The sequence below is a fragment of the Microcoleus sp. S36a_B3 genome, from assembly GCF_036700745.1.
Taxonomy (GTDB): Bacteria; Cyanobacteriota; Cyanobacteriia; order Cyanobacteriales; family Microcoleaceae; genus Microcoleus.
Genome location: NZ_JAUBPN010000002.1, coordinates 406,956 through 424,716, shown reverse-complemented (window position 1 = coordinate 424,716; position 17,761 = coordinate 406,956). Strand labels below are relative to the sequence as shown.

General features: G+C 46.9%; 17 protein-coding genes, 1 tRNA gene and 1 pseudogene. 3 read left to right on the top strand and 16 right to left on the bottom strand.

All coding sequences use genetic code 11. The features are described from left to right. Positions 1 to 31: 31 nt before the first annotated feature. Both QUA01_RS03770 and QUA01_RS03765 read right to left on the bottom strand, forming a co-directional pair. The gene (locus QUA01_RS03770) at positions 32 to 1,189 is read right to left on the bottom strand and encodes an EAL domain-containing protein (protein ID WP_333092772.1); all 1,158 of its coding nucleotides are present in this window, start codon (positions 1,187 to 1,189) and stop codon (positions 32 to 34) included. Between the two features lie 412 nt (positions 1,190 to 1,601). Then, positions 1,602 to 1,675: transfer RNA gene (locus tag QUA01_RS03765), tRNA-Pro, on the bottom strand. A 90-nt stretch (positions 1,676 to 1,765) separates the two neighbouring features. On the opposite strand from QUA01_RS03765, the pseudogene lipA reads away from it, so the two are divergent. Beyond that, a pseudogene (lipA, locus tag QUA01_RS03760) lies at positions 1,766 to 2,641 on the top strand (lipoyl synthase); the annotation flags it as partial. Positions 2,642 to 2,814: 173 nt separating this feature from the next. Here the strand turns inward: lipA and QUA01_RS03755 are convergent. Continuing rightward, a complete protein-coding gene (locus tag QUA01_RS03755) occupies positions 2,815 to 3,024 on the bottom strand; it encodes a hypothetical protein (RefSeq protein WP_333092773.1) in 210 nt (69 codons plus the stop codon). Positions 3,025 to 3,555: 531 nt separating this feature from the next. Between QUA01_RS03755 and sigC the strand changes: the two genes are divergently transcribed. Together sigC and QUA01_RS03745 are read left to right on the top strand one after the other, a co-directional pair. Further along, positions 3,556 to 4,824: an RNA polymerase sigma factor SigC gene (sigC, locus tag QUA01_RS03750; RefSeq protein WP_194010915.1), complete on the top strand. Its 1,269-nt coding sequence runs from the start codon at positions 3,556 to 3,558 to the stop codon at positions 4,822 to 4,824. A gap of 245 nt (positions 4,825 to 5,069) precedes the next feature. Continuing rightward, a complete protein-coding gene (locus QUA01_RS03745; protein ID WP_333092774.1) occupies positions 5,070 to 5,597 on the top strand; it encodes a transcriptional repressor in 528 nt (175 codons plus the stop codon). Positions 5,598 to 5,767: 170 nt separating this feature from the next. Here the strand turns inward: QUA01_RS03745 and QUA01_RS27315 are convergent, their stop codons facing one another. From QUA01_RS27315 to QUA01_RS03685, 13 genes are all read right to left on the bottom strand, one after another. Then, a complete protein-coding gene (locus QUA01_RS27315; protein WP_442921515.1) occupies positions 5,768 to 5,896 on the bottom strand; it encodes a hypothetical protein in 129 nt (42 codons plus the stop codon). A 15-nt stretch (positions 5,897 to 5,911) separates the two neighbouring features. Beyond that, positions 5,912 to 7,351: a peptidoglycan-binding domain-containing protein gene (locus QUA01_RS03740; RefSeq protein ID WP_333092776.1), complete on the bottom strand. Its 1,440-nt coding sequence runs from the start codon at positions 7,349 to 7,351 to the stop codon at positions 5,912 to 5,914. A 617-nt stretch (positions 7,352 to 7,968) separates the two neighbouring features. Beyond that, positions 7,969 to 8,145 carry a hypothetical protein gene (locus QUA01_RS03735; RefSeq protein ID WP_194010918.1) on the bottom strand — a complete coding sequence of 59 codons (177 nt, stop codon included), beginning with the start codon at positions 8,143 to 8,145 and terminating at the stop codon, positions 7,969 to 7,971. Positions 8,146 to 8,634: 489 nt separating this feature from the next. After that, positions 8,635 to 9,096 (bottom strand): SH3 domain-containing protein, encoded by a 462-nt coding sequence (locus QUA01_RS03730; RefSeq protein ID WP_194067479.1) that lies wholly within the window; start codon positions 9,094 to 9,096, stop codon positions 8,635 to 8,637. A gap of 90 nt (positions 9,097 to 9,186) precedes the next feature. After that, positions 9,187 to 10,695: an AAA family ATPase gene (locus QUA01_RS03725; RefSeq protein WP_333092777.1), complete on the bottom strand. Its 1,509-nt coding sequence runs from the start codon at positions 10,693 to 10,695 to the stop codon at positions 9,187 to 9,189. Positions 10,696 to 11,112: 417 nt separating this feature from the next. Continuing rightward, complete coding sequence (locus QUA01_RS03720; RefSeq protein WP_333092778.1) at positions 11,113 to 11,637, bottom strand: YceD family protein; 525 nt, start codon at positions 11,635 to 11,637, stop codon at positions 11,113 to 11,115. A 254-nt stretch (positions 11,638 to 11,891) separates the two neighbouring features. Beyond that, the gene (locus QUA01_RS03715) at positions 11,892 to 12,365 is read right to left on the bottom strand and encodes a Jag family protein (RefSeq protein WP_194010922.1); all 474 of its coding nucleotides are present in this window, start codon (positions 12,363 to 12,365) and stop codon (positions 11,892 to 11,894) included. An 11-nt stretch (positions 12,366 to 12,376) separates the two neighbouring features. After that, positions 12,377 to 13,525 (bottom strand): membrane protein insertase YidC, encoded by a 1,149-nt coding sequence (yidC, locus tag QUA01_RS03710; RefSeq protein WP_194067482.1) that lies wholly within the window; start codon positions 13,523 to 13,525, stop codon positions 12,377 to 12,379. A 368-nt stretch (positions 13,526 to 13,893) separates the two neighbouring features. Next, complete coding sequence (locus QUA01_RS03705) at positions 13,894 to 14,286, bottom strand: PH domain-containing protein (RefSeq protein ID WP_194010924.1); 393 nt, start codon at positions 14,284 to 14,286, stop codon at positions 13,894 to 13,896. Continuing rightward, positions 14,258 to 14,665 (bottom strand): ribonuclease P protein component, encoded by a 408-nt coding sequence (gene rnpA, locus QUA01_RS03700; RefSeq protein ID WP_194067483.1) that lies wholly within the window; start codon positions 14,663 to 14,665, stop codon positions 14,258 to 14,260. Before rnpA ends, QUA01_RS03705 begins: the two co-directional genes overlap by 29 nt. Before the next feature lie 42 nt (positions 14,666 to 14,707). Beyond that, positions 14,708 to 14,845 carry a 50S ribosomal protein L34 gene (rpmH, locus tag QUA01_RS03695; RefSeq protein ID WP_193974120.1) on the bottom strand — a complete coding sequence of 46 codons (138 nt, stop codon included), beginning with the start codon at positions 14,843 to 14,845 and terminating at the stop codon, positions 14,708 to 14,710. Positions 14,846 to 15,247: 402 nt separating this feature from the next. Continuing rightward, a complete protein-coding gene (locus QUA01_RS03690; protein ID WP_333092780.1) occupies positions 15,248 to 16,930 on the bottom strand; it encodes an HlyD family secretion protein in 1,683 nt (560 codons plus the stop codon). Between the two features lie 163 nt (positions 16,931 to 17,093). Then, the gene (locus QUA01_RS03685; RefSeq protein WP_333092781.1) at positions 17,094 to 17,564 is read right to left on the bottom strand and encodes a MarR family winged helix-turn-helix transcriptional regulator; all 471 of its coding nucleotides are present in this window, start codon (positions 17,562 to 17,564) and stop codon (positions 17,094 to 17,096) included. Positions 17,565 to 17,761: the final 197 nt, after the last annotated feature.

The window sequence follows — 17,761 nt, the reverse complement described above, 5'->3', positions numbered from 1 at the left end:
GCAGAACCTGGAAACGAGCAAATTTGAGCGTTTAGCCAGACAAAGAAACAGCTTCTACGCCACCCATATATTTGGTAACTGCGATGGGTGGAGAACAAGGCTTAGCAATCAAAAAACCTTGAACAAAATCCGCTCCCCGCTGTCGCACCCACTCCAACTCCTCCACAGTTTCCACGCCTTCAGCAACAGTTTTAATCTGTAATTGAGCGGCCACTTCTAACATTTTTTCAGTAATTAATGCCTTATAATAATCTTGATGAACGTTGCGAATCAATTGCATATCCAACTTTAGAAAATCCGGCCGCAACTGGTGCATCAAATTTAAATTAGAAGAACCGCTGCCAAAATCGTCCAAGGCAATTAAAAATCCCGCTTCTCGGTAAAAAGTCAGAATCTTAATCAAGTGATCCATATCGGGAGGATGCTGAGATTCTGCTACTTCAAAAACAATATTGCTGTGAGGAATTCCCGATTCATCAATAGCCTGCACCGTCATTCGCAGGCACGTAGCGGGATCGTAAACAGCAGTCGGAGAGAAATTAATAAAAAGCAGTTCTTTGATCTCGTGTACCTTGGCTTCGCGAATAGCGCGAGTCCGGGCTAAAGCATCTAGTTGAAAAATTATACCTGCTGATTCAGCTTGACCAAAAATCCGACCCGGAGGAATTAAGTTTCCTTGCTCGTCAATACCTCGGAGTAGCGCTTCATGGGCAAAAATCTTAGAAGTATCTGAGGTATAAACAATGGGCTGAAAATGTGTAGTAATGCGTTCTTGGGACAATAAATCTAACAGCCAATCAGAATTGCTGAAGTTAATAAAAGAGTCTAAGGAAGTGCTGCGATAAAAATCGCTAAATTGTGGCTGTTCAACTTCCCGCATCCACAAAACTTTTGTTTCTTTCAATTCTTGATTTGTCAACACCGAGGCTGATAGGGCGCTAAAGTTTTCTTTTGCTATTCCCTCCAGGGTAATGTACAAACACTTGCTCTCCTCTAAAAGCTGGAATTCAAGTTTTGTCTCCCTCAGTGCAGAAATAACCTTGTTCAGCGTGTGCGACACTGGAAACCACAGGTATAAGCCTCCGCGACCCTCTATTTTTTGGGGTACTGTTTCGCAGCGAGAGCAGGAGCCGAAGGCTTTGCCACTTCTTTGCACTAGAATATCCTCCGATTTTTGGATAAATTTCACAATTAATATAATATTGGTTACAATTGTAAGCCTATTCAGCTATTAATACATCTATCTCAAGGTGTAAATATTGATTAAGAAATCGTTAAGAATTACTATGGCAGTGTTTTTACTTGCCTCTAGTTTCAAACCTTGGTAAAATTTCTCATGATCGAGTACATACAATCAAACACAGTCTCGAATCTCAACAAAGAGAGAATATTCAGACTTGCTCTCTACTGTCTACTGCTGCTCTGATTCTTGACACATTATTCTCTACATTGCTTTGCAAAAATAACCGTTACAGTTGATTTTTAGAGTCAAGGGGGATGAACAGCCCGATCGACAATTTCAGCTCAGTACAAGTATAGACAGCCGGACGATCGCCCGAAACAAACTTACTGGCTGCAGAATATCAAATTTAATTTTAAAATCGGGATGACAGGATTTGAACCTGCGACCCCCTCGTCCCGAACGAGGTGCGCTACCAAGCTGCGCTACATCCCGAATTTAGTCATCACATTTTACGATATCACATTCAAGTCAAAATTGAGCAAGCTCGTATATAATAATTAGTAAAACACTACTCAGGCGGAGACAGACGTGACAGTTAAGCCCCAGTGGTTGCGAGTTAAAGCCCCCCAGTGGGAGCGCGTCGGCAACGTCAAAGAAATTTTGCGGGATTTATCCCTGAATACGGTTTGCGAAGAGGCTTCGTGCCCCAACATTGGGGAATGCTTCAACGCGGGTACTGCGACATTTTTGATTATGGGCCCGGCTTGTACCCGCGCCTGTCCTTACTGCGATATCGATTTTGAGAAAAAGCCCCAAGCTTTAGATCCGACGGAACCCGAAAGATTGGCGCAAGCTGTGCAGCGGCTAAAACTGAATCACGTTGTGATTACCTCTGTCAACCGGGACGATTTGCCGGATGGGGGCGCGTCTGTGTTTGTCGAGTGCATTCAAGCGGTGCGATCGACCATGCCCGATACAACTATAGAAGTTTTGATTCCCGACTTGTGCGGCAATTGGCAAGCTTTAGAAATTATTCTCGCAGCCCGCCCCGATGTACTCAACCACAATACCGAAACCGTAAAGCGACTTTACCGGAAAGTGCGGCCGCAAGGAAAGTACGATCGCACCCTCGAACTGTTACAGCGCAGCCGCCAAATCGCACCGGGGGTTTACACCAAATCCGGGATCATGGTGGGACTGGGAGAAACAGACAGCGAAATTCGGGAGGCGATGCACGACTTGCGGGCTGTCGGCTGCGATATTTTGACAGTTGGACAGTACCTACAACCGACTCCAAAGCACTTGAATGTAGAAAGTTTTGTGCCGCCCGAACAGTTTGATGCTTGGAGAGAGTTTGGCGAATCTTTGGGATTCTTGCAAGTTGTTGCTTCTCCCTTAACTCGCAGTTCGTATCACGCCGAACAGGTGAAGGAGTTGATGAAACTTTACCCGCGCTAGCAATTTAAACTCGCGGTGCACTGGCGATCGATCGGACACTAGCTCATATCATGTCCGATCGATTACCATCAAAAAAGGGTTTGTAGTGCGGACTAAATTCCGCAGTCTGAGAACAAACTGAAGTCCGCACGCGCGATCCAATAGTGCGTGCGGTTAATCTAGCGCACGCCGTATCAAACCCGATCGACCTCCGGTAACAGCAGGAACAACCAGCTTTTTCCGTCCTCCAAGCGCGAGTGCAAAAAACTCGGTTTCCGATGCCGTTTCTCTTGGGTGAGGTTGAACCAGAAGCCACAGCCAACAGCAAAATAATTATCGGCTGCTGTTTCCTCAAAAAAAGCGATTCCGGCAAAAAACCTCGATCGAGCGAGTTTTTTCCTCAAATTATCAGTTTAAATCCTAAATTTTTGTCGGGAAACCCGGTTTTTTCGTCAACCGCAACTCGGTATTGAAAATAAGATCAACTCTGAACCTCATATTCTGCAAGGGATTAAACTTCCATCCACAGCAGGTATTTAGTTGATCCCGCCGAGTTATATAAAGTTTTATTAAAAAAATCCTTAATTTTCCGAAGTGATCGGGAACCAGGTTATTGGTGATGAAGATTAACTTAACTTCTGACGAACGTCACTTGTTTTTAGCCTGTCACTATCTATACTAGCTATACAAACAAAGAAGTACAACGCACTTTTCTGGCCTTCAACCTGTTACATCAGAAAGTTCTTAGGGTTTTCCTGAATCTTTGTAAAAGAAGTGGGGCTGCCAAAGTTCGATCGAACAACAGCAAAAAAAGTCACGAAAGTTAGTAAAGAAACAAACAGCGGTGATGGTTCGTCCTAATAAAGCGGGCATCATAATTATAAATAACCGCTAAGCGTAGCATCTTTTCACCCGGAGCAACTGAGAAAATCACTATGCCAGCCACCTCTTTTTACGCTGAAGCTGAATTCGACGAACAACTGCAAGTCAATCCATTGCAAGATGTAGATGTGTTGGATGAAGATGCTGAAGAAGCTGGGGACGAACTCATCGACCAACGCGCAGCAGAGATTGAGGATGCAGAGACAGCATCCAAATTGCAAAAAAATGCCAGCCGCCGCACTACGGATTTAGTGCGCCTTTACTTACAAGAAATCGGTCGCGTTCGTCTCTTAGGTAGAGACGAAGAAGTCTCTGAAGCTCAAAAAGTTCAGCGCTATATCAAACTACTGGAATTACGCAGTACCGTCGCCTCTCAGGAAGAAGGGCTAATTGGGCGCTTCGTTCATGTAATAGAGGTGCGCGATCGCCTGTCCGCACAGTTGGGACACAAGCCTTCCCTGGAACGCTGGGCATTAACAGCAGGTGTAGGCGACGTGCCAGAACTAAAACGAATTATGTCCGAAGGCAAGCGCCATTGGGCAGAATTGGCAGAGATGACTGTCGAGGAGATAGAAAGAATTCAAGCTGAAGGCATCGAAGCAAAAGACCACATGATTAAGGCGAACCTGCGCCTGGTTGTTTCGGTAGCGAAAAAATATCAAAATCGCGGTTTAGAGTTGCTAGATTTAATACAAGAAGGTACTCTCGGATTGGAGCGAGCCGTCGAAAAATTCGACCCGACGCGGGGCTATCGGTTTAGCACCTATGCCTACTGGTGGATTCGGCAGGGAATTACGCGGGCGATAGCTACTCAAAGCCGCACCATCCGCCTCCCCGTTCACATCACCGAAAAACTTAACAAAATCAAAAAAGCCCAGCGCAAAATTTCTCAAGAAAAAGGTCGGACAGCTACCATCGATGATATCGCGATCGAGCTGGAAATGACACCATCCCAAGTCCGAGAAGTTTTGTTGCGAGTCCCGCGCTCTGTTTCTCTGGAAACTAAAGTGGGCAACGAAAAAGATACAGAATTGGGCGACTTGCTCGAAACCGACAGCATCTCCCCAGAAGAAATGCTGATGCGGGAAGCTCTGCACCGCGACTTGCAGCAACTTTTGGCTGATTTGACCAGCCGCGAACGAGATGTAATTCTGATGCGCTTTGGTTTGGGCGACGGACACCCCTACTCTCTGGCAGAAATCGGTCGTGCTCTCGACTTGTCCCGCGAGCGAGTCCGCCAAATAGAAGCTAAAGCGTTGCAAAAACTCCGTCAACCAAAGCGCCGCAACCGCGTCCGTGATTATCTGGAGTCTCTCAATTAAATTAATGGGCGTGCATCTACTGTCGGTTTCTGAATCTAGATAGAAGACGGAAAGCAGAAGTATTGATTTCTACTTCTCAAGGATTTCTATGTCTTCTGTCTGGGGCTTTCGGGCATATTTGCCATCGAAAAATATCAAAAAATAAATTTTTTCCTCAACCTTTTTTCAATAAGCTCGGATATTTGCACAATATCTCGATCGTTGTGTATGATTGTCAATAGGCAGACTTTCTTGAGAGGGTCATAATGGCACTTTACACCGCGTCTTCATTCAAATCCGAACTCAATGACAAAGGCTGGCGGATGACTCCCCAACGGGAAACCATCTTGCACGTTTTTCAAAACCTCCCCAAAGGCAATCACCTGAGTGCCGAGGATTTGTACACTTTGTTAAAAAATCGCGGAGAAAACATTAGCTTGTCCACCATTTACCGAACTTTAAAGTTAATGGCAAGGATGAGCCTGCTCCGGGAACTCGAACTAGCAGAAGGTCACAAACATTATGAAATAAATCAGCCTTATCCGCACCACCACCACCACTTAGTCTGCGTTCAGTGCAACAGAACGATCGAATTTAACAACGATTCGATTTTGAAAACAGGTATGAAGCAAGCTGAAAAGTCTGGATTGCACCTGCTAGACTGCCAGCTAACTATTCATACGGTGTGTCACGAGGCTTTGCGGATGGGATGGCCGTCTTTGGTTTCGAGCAATTGGTCTTGTCCGAAGTCGATCGCCGAAAACGGCCACAACATTCTGGAGTCAATCGAGTGAAGGTACACTATTTTCGCGTTTCAAGTACAGATTGTTACAATAATTAACAAAAAACCGGCGCAAGTGCGATCGCAGTTACGCCGAAACCGGTTTTTTAAGGCAAATACATCATTTGACGAATGACTCGGAAGTTAGAAACCCGATTTGTTTGATGTAGCGTCCGCAAGTCCCTAAAAAGTTTGACTCAACAAATCGTCACTGCTAACGCCGTAACTGCTCTGAGCTCGATCGAGGGCATATCTCGTCTGAGCATCCAAAACTCCGGTGACTGAACCCCTGTAAAAGCCGAGGTCTTGCAGCCACCTTTGTCAGTATTAAATGCTCGATCGACGAGAATTGACAGTGCTGCTAATCGGAACAGCAGGAACAGGCAACCTCCGAGCCAATCCGTTTTGAATTTCGGCCAAAGTTGCCGGAGTGGCAATACCCGTCGCCGGAGACAAATTGCGTTCCTGCTGAAACGACAGCACCGCCCATTCAGTCTCGGCTCCAAATACTCCGTTCATCGGGCCGGGATTTTTGCCCAGACTTCTGAGCGCTGATTGAAGCTGTAGCACCGCAGGCCCTTTATCACCCCGCCGGATACCCCTTGCGACTGGCTGCTGCGCCTTTGCTGCCTGCCTGTGGCCTAGTCGCAAAGCCGATCGAGTGCTGCGATCCACCCGACCAGTCCCGAACATCCCGCTATCTTTCTGAAACCGGATCAAAGCTATCTGAGTTGGTCGATCGAACCAACCGTGAATCTGGCTCCTGTAATAACCCAATTGTTGCAGCCGCCGCTGCACAAATTCAACTTCTCGGCCTGTGTCGCCCAACTCCAGAAAATCTCCAGCATTACTCTGCTCGTCATTTTCTCCAGGATATAAGGTAATTTGATTAGACCTCATCTCGGCATCGATAGCAGTCAAAGTGGCAGTGTCAGCGCAGCCGTCAGAAACCAAATTATAATCTTGCTGAAAACGAGTCACAGCGTAAAGAGTGCGCTCGCGAAACTTGCCGTCAACGTCGCCTTCAAAATAACCCAAAGCTTTTAACTGTCGCTGGATCAAGTCTACCGTCGCCCCTCTGTCCCCGAAGCGCAGCCCCTTGCAACCGCCATTTCCCGAAATATTCCCCGGAGGCGTAGCGGGCGGAATCTGCCCGATGGAGCCAAACAGCAAAGCTAAAGTTTGCCGGTCAGCAACTCCAGTCACCTGCAGCCCATTAATTCGCTGGAAATATCTCACCGCACGGACAGTAACTTCGCGAAAATTTCCTGTGGGATGAGTGTTGAAGTAGCCTAGCTGCTGCAACCTGCGCTGGAGGGCGGAAACCTCTGCACCGGTGTCTCCAAAACTGAGTTCGGTATAGCTATAGTTTGTATAAGTAGTTTTAAAAGGTCGATCGTCCTGGGCTAAACTGTTGAGAGCGATCGCCGTAGCTCGATCGGGCCGGCCAGTCAGCGACAATTGATAGTCTCGTTGAAAGTTAGTCAGAGCTTGTCTAGTTACCGGGCCTAGCTGACCGGTGGAAGAGCGGGGAAAATAGCCGAGTTCCCGCAACCGGTCTTGAACAGAGCGCACATCTGGACTAACAGGATCTATTTGAGCAAAAGCCGAACCGGCCGCGCTCAAAACCGACAGCATCAAGGTCAGAGACAACAAACGGACATAAGTCTGAGTCGATCGATTTTGCCACTTTGGCCCATCAACAATTTTCGACTCTGCGGGTGCTTCGCAAACAAGAGCAAGTTCGAGGTAGGCTAGGGATTCCATAAATTTTTACTGTTAAATTGTGGCTGTGGTGTACGAGCAAACTCAAACTGAGCTTTGGATTGCTCCGATTCTATCAAGACTGAGTTTTACCTGTTCGCACGAAGCAACCCTGTTTGTCAAAAAAAAATTGCCTTCAAAAATAATTACAGGTAACAACCAAGATAGCATCGCTGTTTGTACTGACGCGAGTGTCAGGCAAAAAGTTTGCAGCCACATCGTAACCTCGATCGCCAAAAATGATAAATTTTTGAGTTAGTCCTGATATACTGCCCAAAATGCGGTTTATGGCTCTATCACCGATTGGATTGACCGCACAGGCGCGGTTAAGGTTCGTAGTGAAGACTTGCATACGCTCACAACAGACTAAAGTCCGCACTACGAAAAGTTTTTGTTGCGGTAATCGACCGGAGATGATGTTATGAGTATTTTTGACTAAATTTTTATTTTTGATTGATAAAAATATTATTTATTGAAGCATCAATACAAATTCCCACCCTGGCTGGTTGCAAATAGGGGTGGGATCTTGGATCGAGTTTAATCTATTACAATCACAAAAACCAAATCAACCCGACACGATATTATTGGTTAAATGTTCGTCTTAAAAATGGGACATTAACTTAAATTAAGCCGAACCGATCGCAAATCAAAGCTACTCCCGCCGCAAAAACAGTAATTGCCAAAGCTACCAGCGGGTTTTGGCCTCTGCTGACTGCAAAAGAAGTGACCACCCCAGCTCCTAATGCCGCAGTTACAGCAGCAGTCGCCAAATCTCGATCGGGACGTTTGTCGTACATATCTTTTATTTTTGGTAGCTATTAAGCTGAAAAGTTACCTCTTGGGATCAAAGCTATCACTGTTGCTTCTGCCTAGGTCACAAATCCCTCAGTTTCGCAACTAAGCTTAAAATTTTGCTAAGTTTCTTAACATACTCTAATCAATTAGATAGCTTTTACTTATACAAAGCCTGGTCTGGGGGTGGGATTTTTGGTTAAAAAACCTTTGCGCTGCTTGGCTTTAATGTCAAATTGCTGATTTTGCTCGGACTCGCACCCACAGTCTCAGAGTCTCTGATTGCCATCCCAAATATTGCAAATAAACTTTACTTGACTTTTATAAATAAATGTGATATTGAATTTTTGAATCGGAGATTAAGATTAGACTTGTTGCGTAGATTTTCGCTCTCGGAAACCCCAGGTATCAGGCAGATCGACGCTTTCTTAAGGCAGATAATTTCCCGATCGCGGATAAGGGTTGTCGTGCAAAACTTGAGATCGGCTATTGTCCTATTCACCTTCGACTTTTGCAGTATTGCCGCCCTTTACCCAACCTTCGCGATTGCCATCCTCAACCCGAATTCGCTGCCACTCTTTGTCCGGGGAATCTTCTAAAACTACGACTTTTTCGTTGTAACCGACACCGCCAATCCGGTTTGAGTCTCTGCTCCCACTGTCTCGGAGAATTAAGCCGATCGGCTGAGTCACTAAAGCTCGGTAAGCTCCCGGTTCTAAGGGTTTCGGAGACTGCTCATCGCTAGATGTAGAAACAGGGCTAGCTTGCGCTGTTGACTTGGGTTTTGCGCCGGCAACCTGAACTGCTGTTTTGTCGTTGGAAAACATCGGTTTTTCGGGCACAGTAGTTAGCTTAGCGGCAAAGTAAAGTGCAGCCGCCACGCTAGCGCCTGCCATGAGGACGATCGCTAGCAGAAAACCCACTAAAAACTTGAAAACGCTATATATACTGTTCATTGCTGACTGTTGACTGTTGACTGTTGACTGTTGACTGCTGACTGTTGACTGTTGACTGCTGACTGTTGACTGTTGACTGTCTTCGATCGACTATCCCTGAATCCGGCGGCTCAGACTGCCGTATCTAGAAGCAAGGCGAGCTTTCCCAGCAGCGGCCCAATCTTGTAAAAATTGGATTTGCTCGCTCGCCGTTCTGGCTAAGGGTACCATCTGACTGGCTGATTCTAAAATATCATCTGTGGTAAAGTCTCGATTTTGGCTAAACCCGATGTGCATGGCTTCAATCAAAGTTTGCTCGATTTCGGCACCCGAAAAATCTGGAGTTTCGTAAGCCAAGCGATCTAAATCGTAATTTTTGATACTGTGCGATCGCAACCGCAACAAATGTACCTCAAAAATTGCCCGCCGTTCCTCCTGACTGGGCAAACCTACAAAAAATATTTCGTCAAACCTGCCTTTTCTGAGCATTTCCGGCGGCAAAGACTGGATGTTGTTCGCCGTAGCAACTACAAAAACTGGTGAAGTTTTTTCTGCCAGCCAAGTAATAAAAGTCCCGAACACGCGGCTGGTTGTCCCGGAATCGCCTTTACCGTCCAATCCCGAAAAAGCTTTATCAATCTCGTCAATCCACAGCACGCAAGGGGCCAAGGCTTCGGCTAGCTGAATCATTTGTCTGGTGCGCGATTCCGATTCGCCGACTAATCCGGCAAATAAGCGCCCGACATCCAATCGCAGCAAGGGTAAATGCCAGTGGTGGGCGATCGCCTTTGCAGTTAAGGATTTACCTGTTCCTTGAATTCCGACTAACAACAGGCCTCTGGGATGCGGCAAACCGTATTGGCGGGCTCGTTCGGAAAAAGCACCGCCGCGCCGCAGCAGCCATTCTTTGAGATTATCCAAACCGCCGATATCGGAGATGTTTTCGCGGGCTGGGTAAAAATCGAGAATTTGAGTTTGGCGGATTGTTTGGCGCTTTTCTTCTAAAATCAGTTCCGCGTCGTCTGGGTGCAGTTCGCCTCTGGTGGCGATCGCCTTTGCCAAAACTCGCCGGATTCGTTCGATCGACAGACCTTGACAGGAGCGCACTGTTTCGTCCAGCAAACGCCCTTCTATGGCTTGTCCGGTAGACCCTAACAGTCTTTCCACCTCAATTTTTATTTCCGCCGCCGCAGGCAGGGGAAACTCCAAAACTGTGATTACTTCGCTGAGGTCTTCGGGGATCGAAGTTATTGGAGAGACGATGACAATATTTTTGGGCATCGATTTGAGGAGTCTCGCCAAATTCCGCAGCTTGCGGGAAATTGAAACATCTTCTAAAAACCGCTGAAAGTCTCGCAAAATAAAGATCGCCGGCGCGGATGCGGGCAATTTTTCGAGAAATTCTAAAGCTTGCAGCGGGTTGCGCTTGCCAAAACCGGCATCGTTGGGATTTCCTTGGTAGCCGTCAACAAAATCCCAGATGTAGACTGCGCGAGAACCCTGTTTTTTGGCGCATTGGGCGATCGCTGCTTCGACGCGCTCTTCTTCCCGTGTGGGAATGTAAATTAGGGGGTAGCGCGATCGTAGCAGCAGTTCAAACTCGTCGCTAAAAATAGTCATTAGTTATTAGTTATTAGTTATTAGTTATTAGTTATTTGTTGTTTGTTATTTGTTATTTGTTGTCCGGTAGATTGACCGAGCTAAAATTGGAGTTGTGTGGACTTTAGAATGGAAAATAATGCGGACTAAAGTCCACACTACGAACCGTTTTTGTTATTGTAATCGACCGGGTACGATCATTAGTCATTGGTGGCTAGCTGGTGTTATTTTTTTGAACTCGTTATTCCACAGTTTTTAGTGGTTAGCTACGGAAGCATTTGTTTCGGAGAGTAAAAATATTTTTTGTTTGAGTGCGATCTAGGACGATCGCACTCGCGTGTAAAAGCAAAACTCAAATACTTCATTAATTATTGACTATTGCCAACTGCCAACTGCCAACTACCAACTACCAACTGCCAACTGCCAACTGCCAACTGACTAAGGCAATTTCCGTTTAAGTGCTGCCAAAGAAGCCCAGCGACTGTCCGATAATGTTTCTGAGCTTTCTGTCTCAGCAGCAGCATCATCATCATCATTTATATCTATTCCCGGACATTCAGTATCGCATAGATGTTTGTGCGGTAGTTCCAAACACATTTGCTGGTACACCCAATCACTCGGAGAAAAAGAGCCTGTAGGTGGCAAATTTTCCACCAAATCTTCTAAATCAACTTCATATTCTCCTGAACTTGCATCGGGCTGAAGGTTTTTTTCTTCCAACCAAATTATTTCAGAAGATCGCAGTTTTAAACGATGATTGTATTGTTTCAAGCATCTGTGGCAAGTTAGAGTAACAATTGTTTCTGCTTTTGCTTTCACTTCAAGATAATTACCTTGGTGAGCAACTTGCAATCGTCCCCGCACCGGAGTGAGAGTTTCTAAATCGGGAATAAATTCTTCAAAATCAATAACCTCTTTCCGCTCTAATTTTGTGAGTAGATGAGGAATATAAATTGTCTCCATAATCATCTTTCGCCGTTTTATGCTTTTCGTCTCAAGGCACAAGTCAGTCGATTTTAGATTTTAGATTTTAGATTTTAGATTTACTTCACAGATGAATCTGGGATCTGAAACTTTGGTCTAAAATTTTGGAATATCCACTTCTGACATCGGGGGCTTGTACCTGTTTTTGGGCTGATTCAAAAGTCAAAAGTCAAAAGGAATAGCTAATTTTGGGCTTTTTCCTTTTTCCTTTTTCCTTTTTTCCTTTTTTACCGTCAGCGCCGACGCACTACCAAACGCCGATCGGGTTCATGTCCTTGACTGTAAGTTTCTAGATCTTCATATTCGCTCAAAAAACCGTGGACTTGACGGCGTTCTGCTGAAGACAACGATTTTAGTTCAATTTCAGTTCCTGTCGATCGCGCTTGATCTGCTGCATACTCAGCCATCGAGCGCAATTCCTCTTGGCGGCGGATGCGATAGCCATTGAGTTCCACCGTATAAGGAATGGACTCTTCTGATTCGTTACCTATGTTCGCAATCGCGTTGCAGAGGTACTGAATCGCATCTAGTGCATCACCGTCAGGCCCGACTAAGATTGCAACTTGTTCGGGAGTCAGATTGCTGTGATCTATGGTCATCCAATAGCAATCTTTTTGTTGTTCGCATACCACTGTTGAAGGAATTGCGGACAGTTTTAGCAATTCTTCTAACCATTCCTGTCCGCGCTGCATTTGAGAGTCTTTCATTTTTGTTAAAATCAAGCCTTTTTCTTAGAACGCTTTGGTTCAAAGGGAAGTGCATCTAATCCCTGTTCTTTTTGAGTTTTCGCCTCTGCTTCGTCCACGATTTTTTGGAGATTTTCAGGCAGCGGTTCTCTGGACAAAATAAACGCTTGAACTGTTTGGAAGATGTTAGCAATCAGCATATACATCAACACGCCAGCGGGCAGCGGGAAGAACAAAAACATCCCCGAAAATATGACTGGCGTTAGTTTGTTGACTGTCGCCTGTTGGGGGTTGTCGTTTGGCCCTTGTGCTTGTCCCGAAAGGGTTTGGTTGATGTACAAACTAATGCCGAAGCCGAGGATCATCACCAAAATATCCCAGTGGATCTTACCATCTGGGTCGATCGCGCCAACGCGGCCTAGAGCTTCAATAAACAGGAATCCTTTGTTGGCGGCCAATCCGGGGATTATGCCTTCAACAGTGATTTCACCGGGCGCTAAGGCTGTGATGTTGCCCTGTTCGTCTACGTTGACGAGTTCTTCGCCTTTGATAATTTTCCAGCGGGGTTCAAGGTCTATTTCGGTGTTATTTTCTGCCGCTATGCTTTGAAGAGCCTTGCCCTCTGAGGTTTGAAAATTTATTTTGGTTGTGTCGCCGACTGCGAGTTTGTTGCCACCTGGAATCACGCCCACAATTGGAGCGTGAAAAGTACCTGTGAAGTAAATATTTTGGGGCGGTGTAGCAAAAGCTTGCGGTTGAACAGTTTCGATTTGTTCTTTCGGGACAATTTCAAGGTTGACGTTGTAATTTATGTCAGAAAATGGCGAGCCCCTGAGCGTTGCGAAAAGTGCAAACAGCACTGGCATTTGCAGCACCAACGGGAAGCATCCTGCTAGAGGGTTGCCAAATTCTTTGTAGACTTGGCTCATTTCCTCCTGCTGTTTAGTAGGATTGTCTTTATAGAGTTTTTGAATTTGATCTACTCGCTCTTTCATCAACGGCTGGGCTACTTTCATACGTCGCATATTGCGAAGAGAGCCTGCGTTGAGAGGATAAAGAGCAAAGCGAATCACGAGCGTCAGAGCTACGATAGCTAAACCGTAGCTTGGCACGATCCCGTAGAAAAAATCTAGGATCGGCAGCATTAGGTTGTTGGAGAGAAACGAGATACCAAAATCCATTCGCTTGTTCGTTAATTTAGCTGCTCTTTGTTTGCTGTTGAGAACTATTTTTACCCGCTGAAGGCGGGCCGTCTCACTTTTTAGGCTTTTGTCTATATCTTAGGACATTGCCTGTCGATCGACCGCCCGGCCCGCAGGTTTTTGTAATCAATTGGCTAATACTCGCCCTTACTATCACCCAACAAACGGACACAAGCGCCCGAATTCTGTCGTTAGCAGCCTCTAATTTTAGACCTTTGTTCAACATTCCAGATTCATCGGCAGCAAATAAATCTCAAATTTCAAACTTGTTCACTTGCGTTGTCGAAGAATCTGCAAATGCAAAAATAGACTAATTTGGGCTTCAAACTAGGGTGAAAACGCTGCGGTTATTTAGTTTTAGCCGCGTTGGCTTTTTGAGCGGCTGCGGGCAGTTTTTCGTTAATGTAATCATACATGGCTCGGAATTTCGGAATCGATCGCAATTCTAAGCGGCCGCCATTTTTCATTGTCAGCACCATGTCTCCGTAACTCCCGAAACCGCGAGGTACTGTGACCATTTTGACTATATCGGAGTAGATAACATCTGTGCGATCGCGCCCCATCCAACCGCTAGTTATGGAGACACGGCGGCTGGTGATCCGGTAGCGCAGCCACAGAGCCCGTACAATTGCTCCTACTGCGAGGGGGATTCCCACGACAGTAAGCCCCAGGAGCAAGTTCACGATCAAGTCTCCAAGCGCGGGGCCGCCTTCATAATATACTTCCTCTCGAATTCCCATCTAGTACCTCGGCTTCTACCAACAACTGCTCTAATTCTTGCAGAATTTCTGCATAATTGCACTCTTGTGCGATCGGACGCACGACAATTACTAAATCCCACCCAAATTTTAATCTGGGCAATAGCTCTCGCAAAGCTGCCCGAATCTGGCGCTTAATCCGGTTGCGGACTACAGCGCGCTTGCTCACCTTGAGGCTGATAGAAATACCCGTGCGAGTGGGCGGCACCGATTTCTCGGCTGTCGTTGGTTTGTTTAATTCGAGGCTTTTGGGTTTGCGAAGAGCTCTTAAGCTGAAATGAGCCGAGTTGCGGCGCATTCCCTTGCGGTAAACGGCGCTGAAGTCTTTTCGGTGCTTGAGTCGGTTTGTAGGAGGCAACATGGTAGCTGCGATCGTTGAGGCTTCTCCACCAAGGCTGCAGTGCTAGACTGCGAGGCGGTGGCGACCTTTGCTGCGGCGGGCTTTGATTACCAATCTACCGTTTACGGTACGCATTCTGGCCCGAAAACCGGATGTTCTTTTTCTTTTGCGGCTGGTTCCGTGCAGGGTTTGCTGTGTCATTTAGATTTCTCCCGGCTTGTTACTTTACTTTTGATTAATATTCACAATCTGGTAGTGTACCATAAAGTTGTTTTATTCGCAATAAAACTTAGATTCGTGATAGAATGAGGTTTTAATATTGTTTTTAGGGCACTAAAAATAATCTTCCAGAAACTTATCCCGTGCATAAATTTCCAGAAACCGGGTTGATTCCGATATTTTTCGCTGCGCTACAAAGATAATCGCAGAAACCCGGTTTCTTAGCCCGTGCATAATTTTCCAGAAACCGGGTTGATTCCGATATTTTTCGCTGCGCTACAAAGATAATCGCAGAAACCCGGTTTCTTAGCCACTGCATAATTTCCAGAAACCGGGTTTTTGCGACCAAACAAGGCTTCTTGGCCTGTGTAATGACTGCTTAATTTATTTCAGTTCAACATTCACTGTAGCAGACATCCCCGGTGCGATCCGAGTTTCGTAGCCTTTAATGCTTTCGGCATCAAACACAACTTTCACCGGAATCCGCTGCACTACTTTGGTGAAGTTTCCCGTCGCATTGTCGGGAGGCAATAGGGAGAATTGAGCGCCAGAAGCAGGGGAGAAACTATCGAGATGACCTTCAAATTTGCGACCACCAAAAGCATCTAATTTGATTTCTACTTTTTGGCCTGGTTTCATGTTTGCCAGTTGCGTTTCTTTGAAATTGGCAATTACCCACAAATCGTTGCTGACGATCGCCATTAATGGACTTCCCGGCTGCACCCGCTGCCCGACTTCAACCGATTTGCGGCCGATTTGTCCGGCGGCTGGTGCGGTGATACTCGTGTAGGAAAGTTGCAGTTGAGCGTCTTTAACCGCAGCTTCCGATTGGGCGATCGCAGCCTTAGCAGCATCATACTGCGATCGGCTGACTTTAGTTTGTTCGCCCGTAGCTTGAGCTTGTTGCAATCCGCCCTGGGATGCAGCGAGTTTCGCTTCGGCGGTACTGATACCTTCTTGGGCTACGGCGACTTTAGCTTCGGCGCTGGCGATGCCGACTTTGGCTTGCGCTACTTGGGCTTCGGCTTGTTTTACCCCTTCTCTAGCTTGGGCTACTCCTGCTTGGGCTTCGATTACGCCTTCTTTGGCTTGGGCTAAGCGCGCTCTAGCTTGGGCAATTCCTTGTTGGGCTGCGGTGGTTTGGCCTCGGGCTACTTCGTAGGCGGCTTTGGCTGCGTCTAGTTGCTGGCGGGCGATCGCACCTTCTTCTTGCAAGCTTTCGTAACGTTTATAATCGGCTTGCGTTTTAACCAGACTAGCTCGCGCTTGTACTAGCTGAGCTTGCGCGGCTGCAATACCGGCTTGGGCTTCCGTCACTTTGGCTTGTGCTTGGGGAATTCCGGCTTCGGCTTGGGCGACTTTGGCGATTGCTGCGGGCACGCCGGCTTCGGCTTGGGCGACTGCGGCTTCGGCTGCGGGTACGCCTTGTTGGGCTTCTTTAATGGCTGCTTGGGCGGTGGAAATGCCAGCATTGGCGGTGCTGATATCTCCTTGGGCTTGGGCTGTTTTGCCTTGGCTGGTTTGAGAGGCGAGGGCAATATTGGCTTGGGCTGCTTCGGCTTGGCGGCGGGCGTTTTCTAAGGCTGCTTGGGATTGTTGCAGTTTAACTTGGTAGTCGCGGGGGTCGAGTTTAATCAGCGGTTGTCCGGGTTTGACTTGTTGGTTGTCTTGCACTAAGACTTCGCTGACTGTACCGTTGATGCGGCTGCTGACTTGGTGGATGTGTCCGGCAACTGTGGCGTTGTCGGTTTCTTCGTGGATGGAGGCGTATTGCCAGTAGTGGTAGCCGAGGCTGCCCGCTGCGATCGCCCCGATGCCCAATACAGCGAAAATTAGTGGTTTCTTGGACTTTTTCTTGGGTGTTTCCGACGGCGGCAGGGGTGGTTGGATTTCTGTTTCTGGGCCGGTTTTGACCTCGGCGCTGACTTCTGTTTCTGGGGCGGGGATTACTGGTAGGCTTTTGGCTATGGTGTCATCGATCGGCTTTTCTAATACAGCTACTGCTTTGCCGTTGCCGTTGCCGTTGCCGTTGAATTCTGCTGGGTTGATTTCGTTTGTGTCTTTCATGGTATTTGACTCCTGATTCTTTAGTAAGATGTCGTTTGTTTAGGGTACGTAGTTTTTATTTAGTAAGACGGCTTTTTTTAAGGGTGCGTAGTATTTTGCTGTTATTTGTAATGTAGTGGAGGTAGATGCTGCTGCGCTTCACTCGAAAGAGCGATTTGTTGGTTTAGGAGAGATTGACGATCGCCCGATCGACCAGTAGGGAAAAGAGTTGTCGCTCGGCTTCTGGAATGCCTTCCATAGCTCGCTCGCGGGTTTCAGCTACCAGCGGGGGCAGTACGTCTTGCAGTTGGGCACCCGAGTCTGTCAGCCAAATGCGCCATATACGACGATCGCGCGTGTCTCTCTCCCGGCGGACTAGGCCTCTTTCTTCCATGCGATCGATCACGCCCGTTAGCGTCCCGCCTACCTGTTGCAGTTTGTCGCCAATGCTGGAAGTAGGCAAACCGTCTTCTTGCCACAAGCAGCACAGTACCAGCCAGTGAAAAGGTGTCAGCCCGAAGGGTTCGAGTATTTCTTGCAGCCTGCGAGTCCCTAATTGCCCCAGCAGTTTGAGCCGGTAGCCTAAGCTTTGGGGAGCAAGAACGTCGTGCCACTGAGCTAGATATTTGCGATCGATAGTGGATGTAGTAACCATCGGTTTATTACTTAGCGTTCGTACTATTAGTGTAAAATGTATTTTGGAAGTTGTCAAGGGCGATCGCGGATTTTCGGTCATCGGATTTGAGATTTGAGATTGAGCCTGCAGCAAGCAAGTCAGTTTTTATTACAGTGATTTTACGTAGGTAGTACGCAAAATGCCAATTCTTCACCCAGGTCAGCTCCCGGACTTCT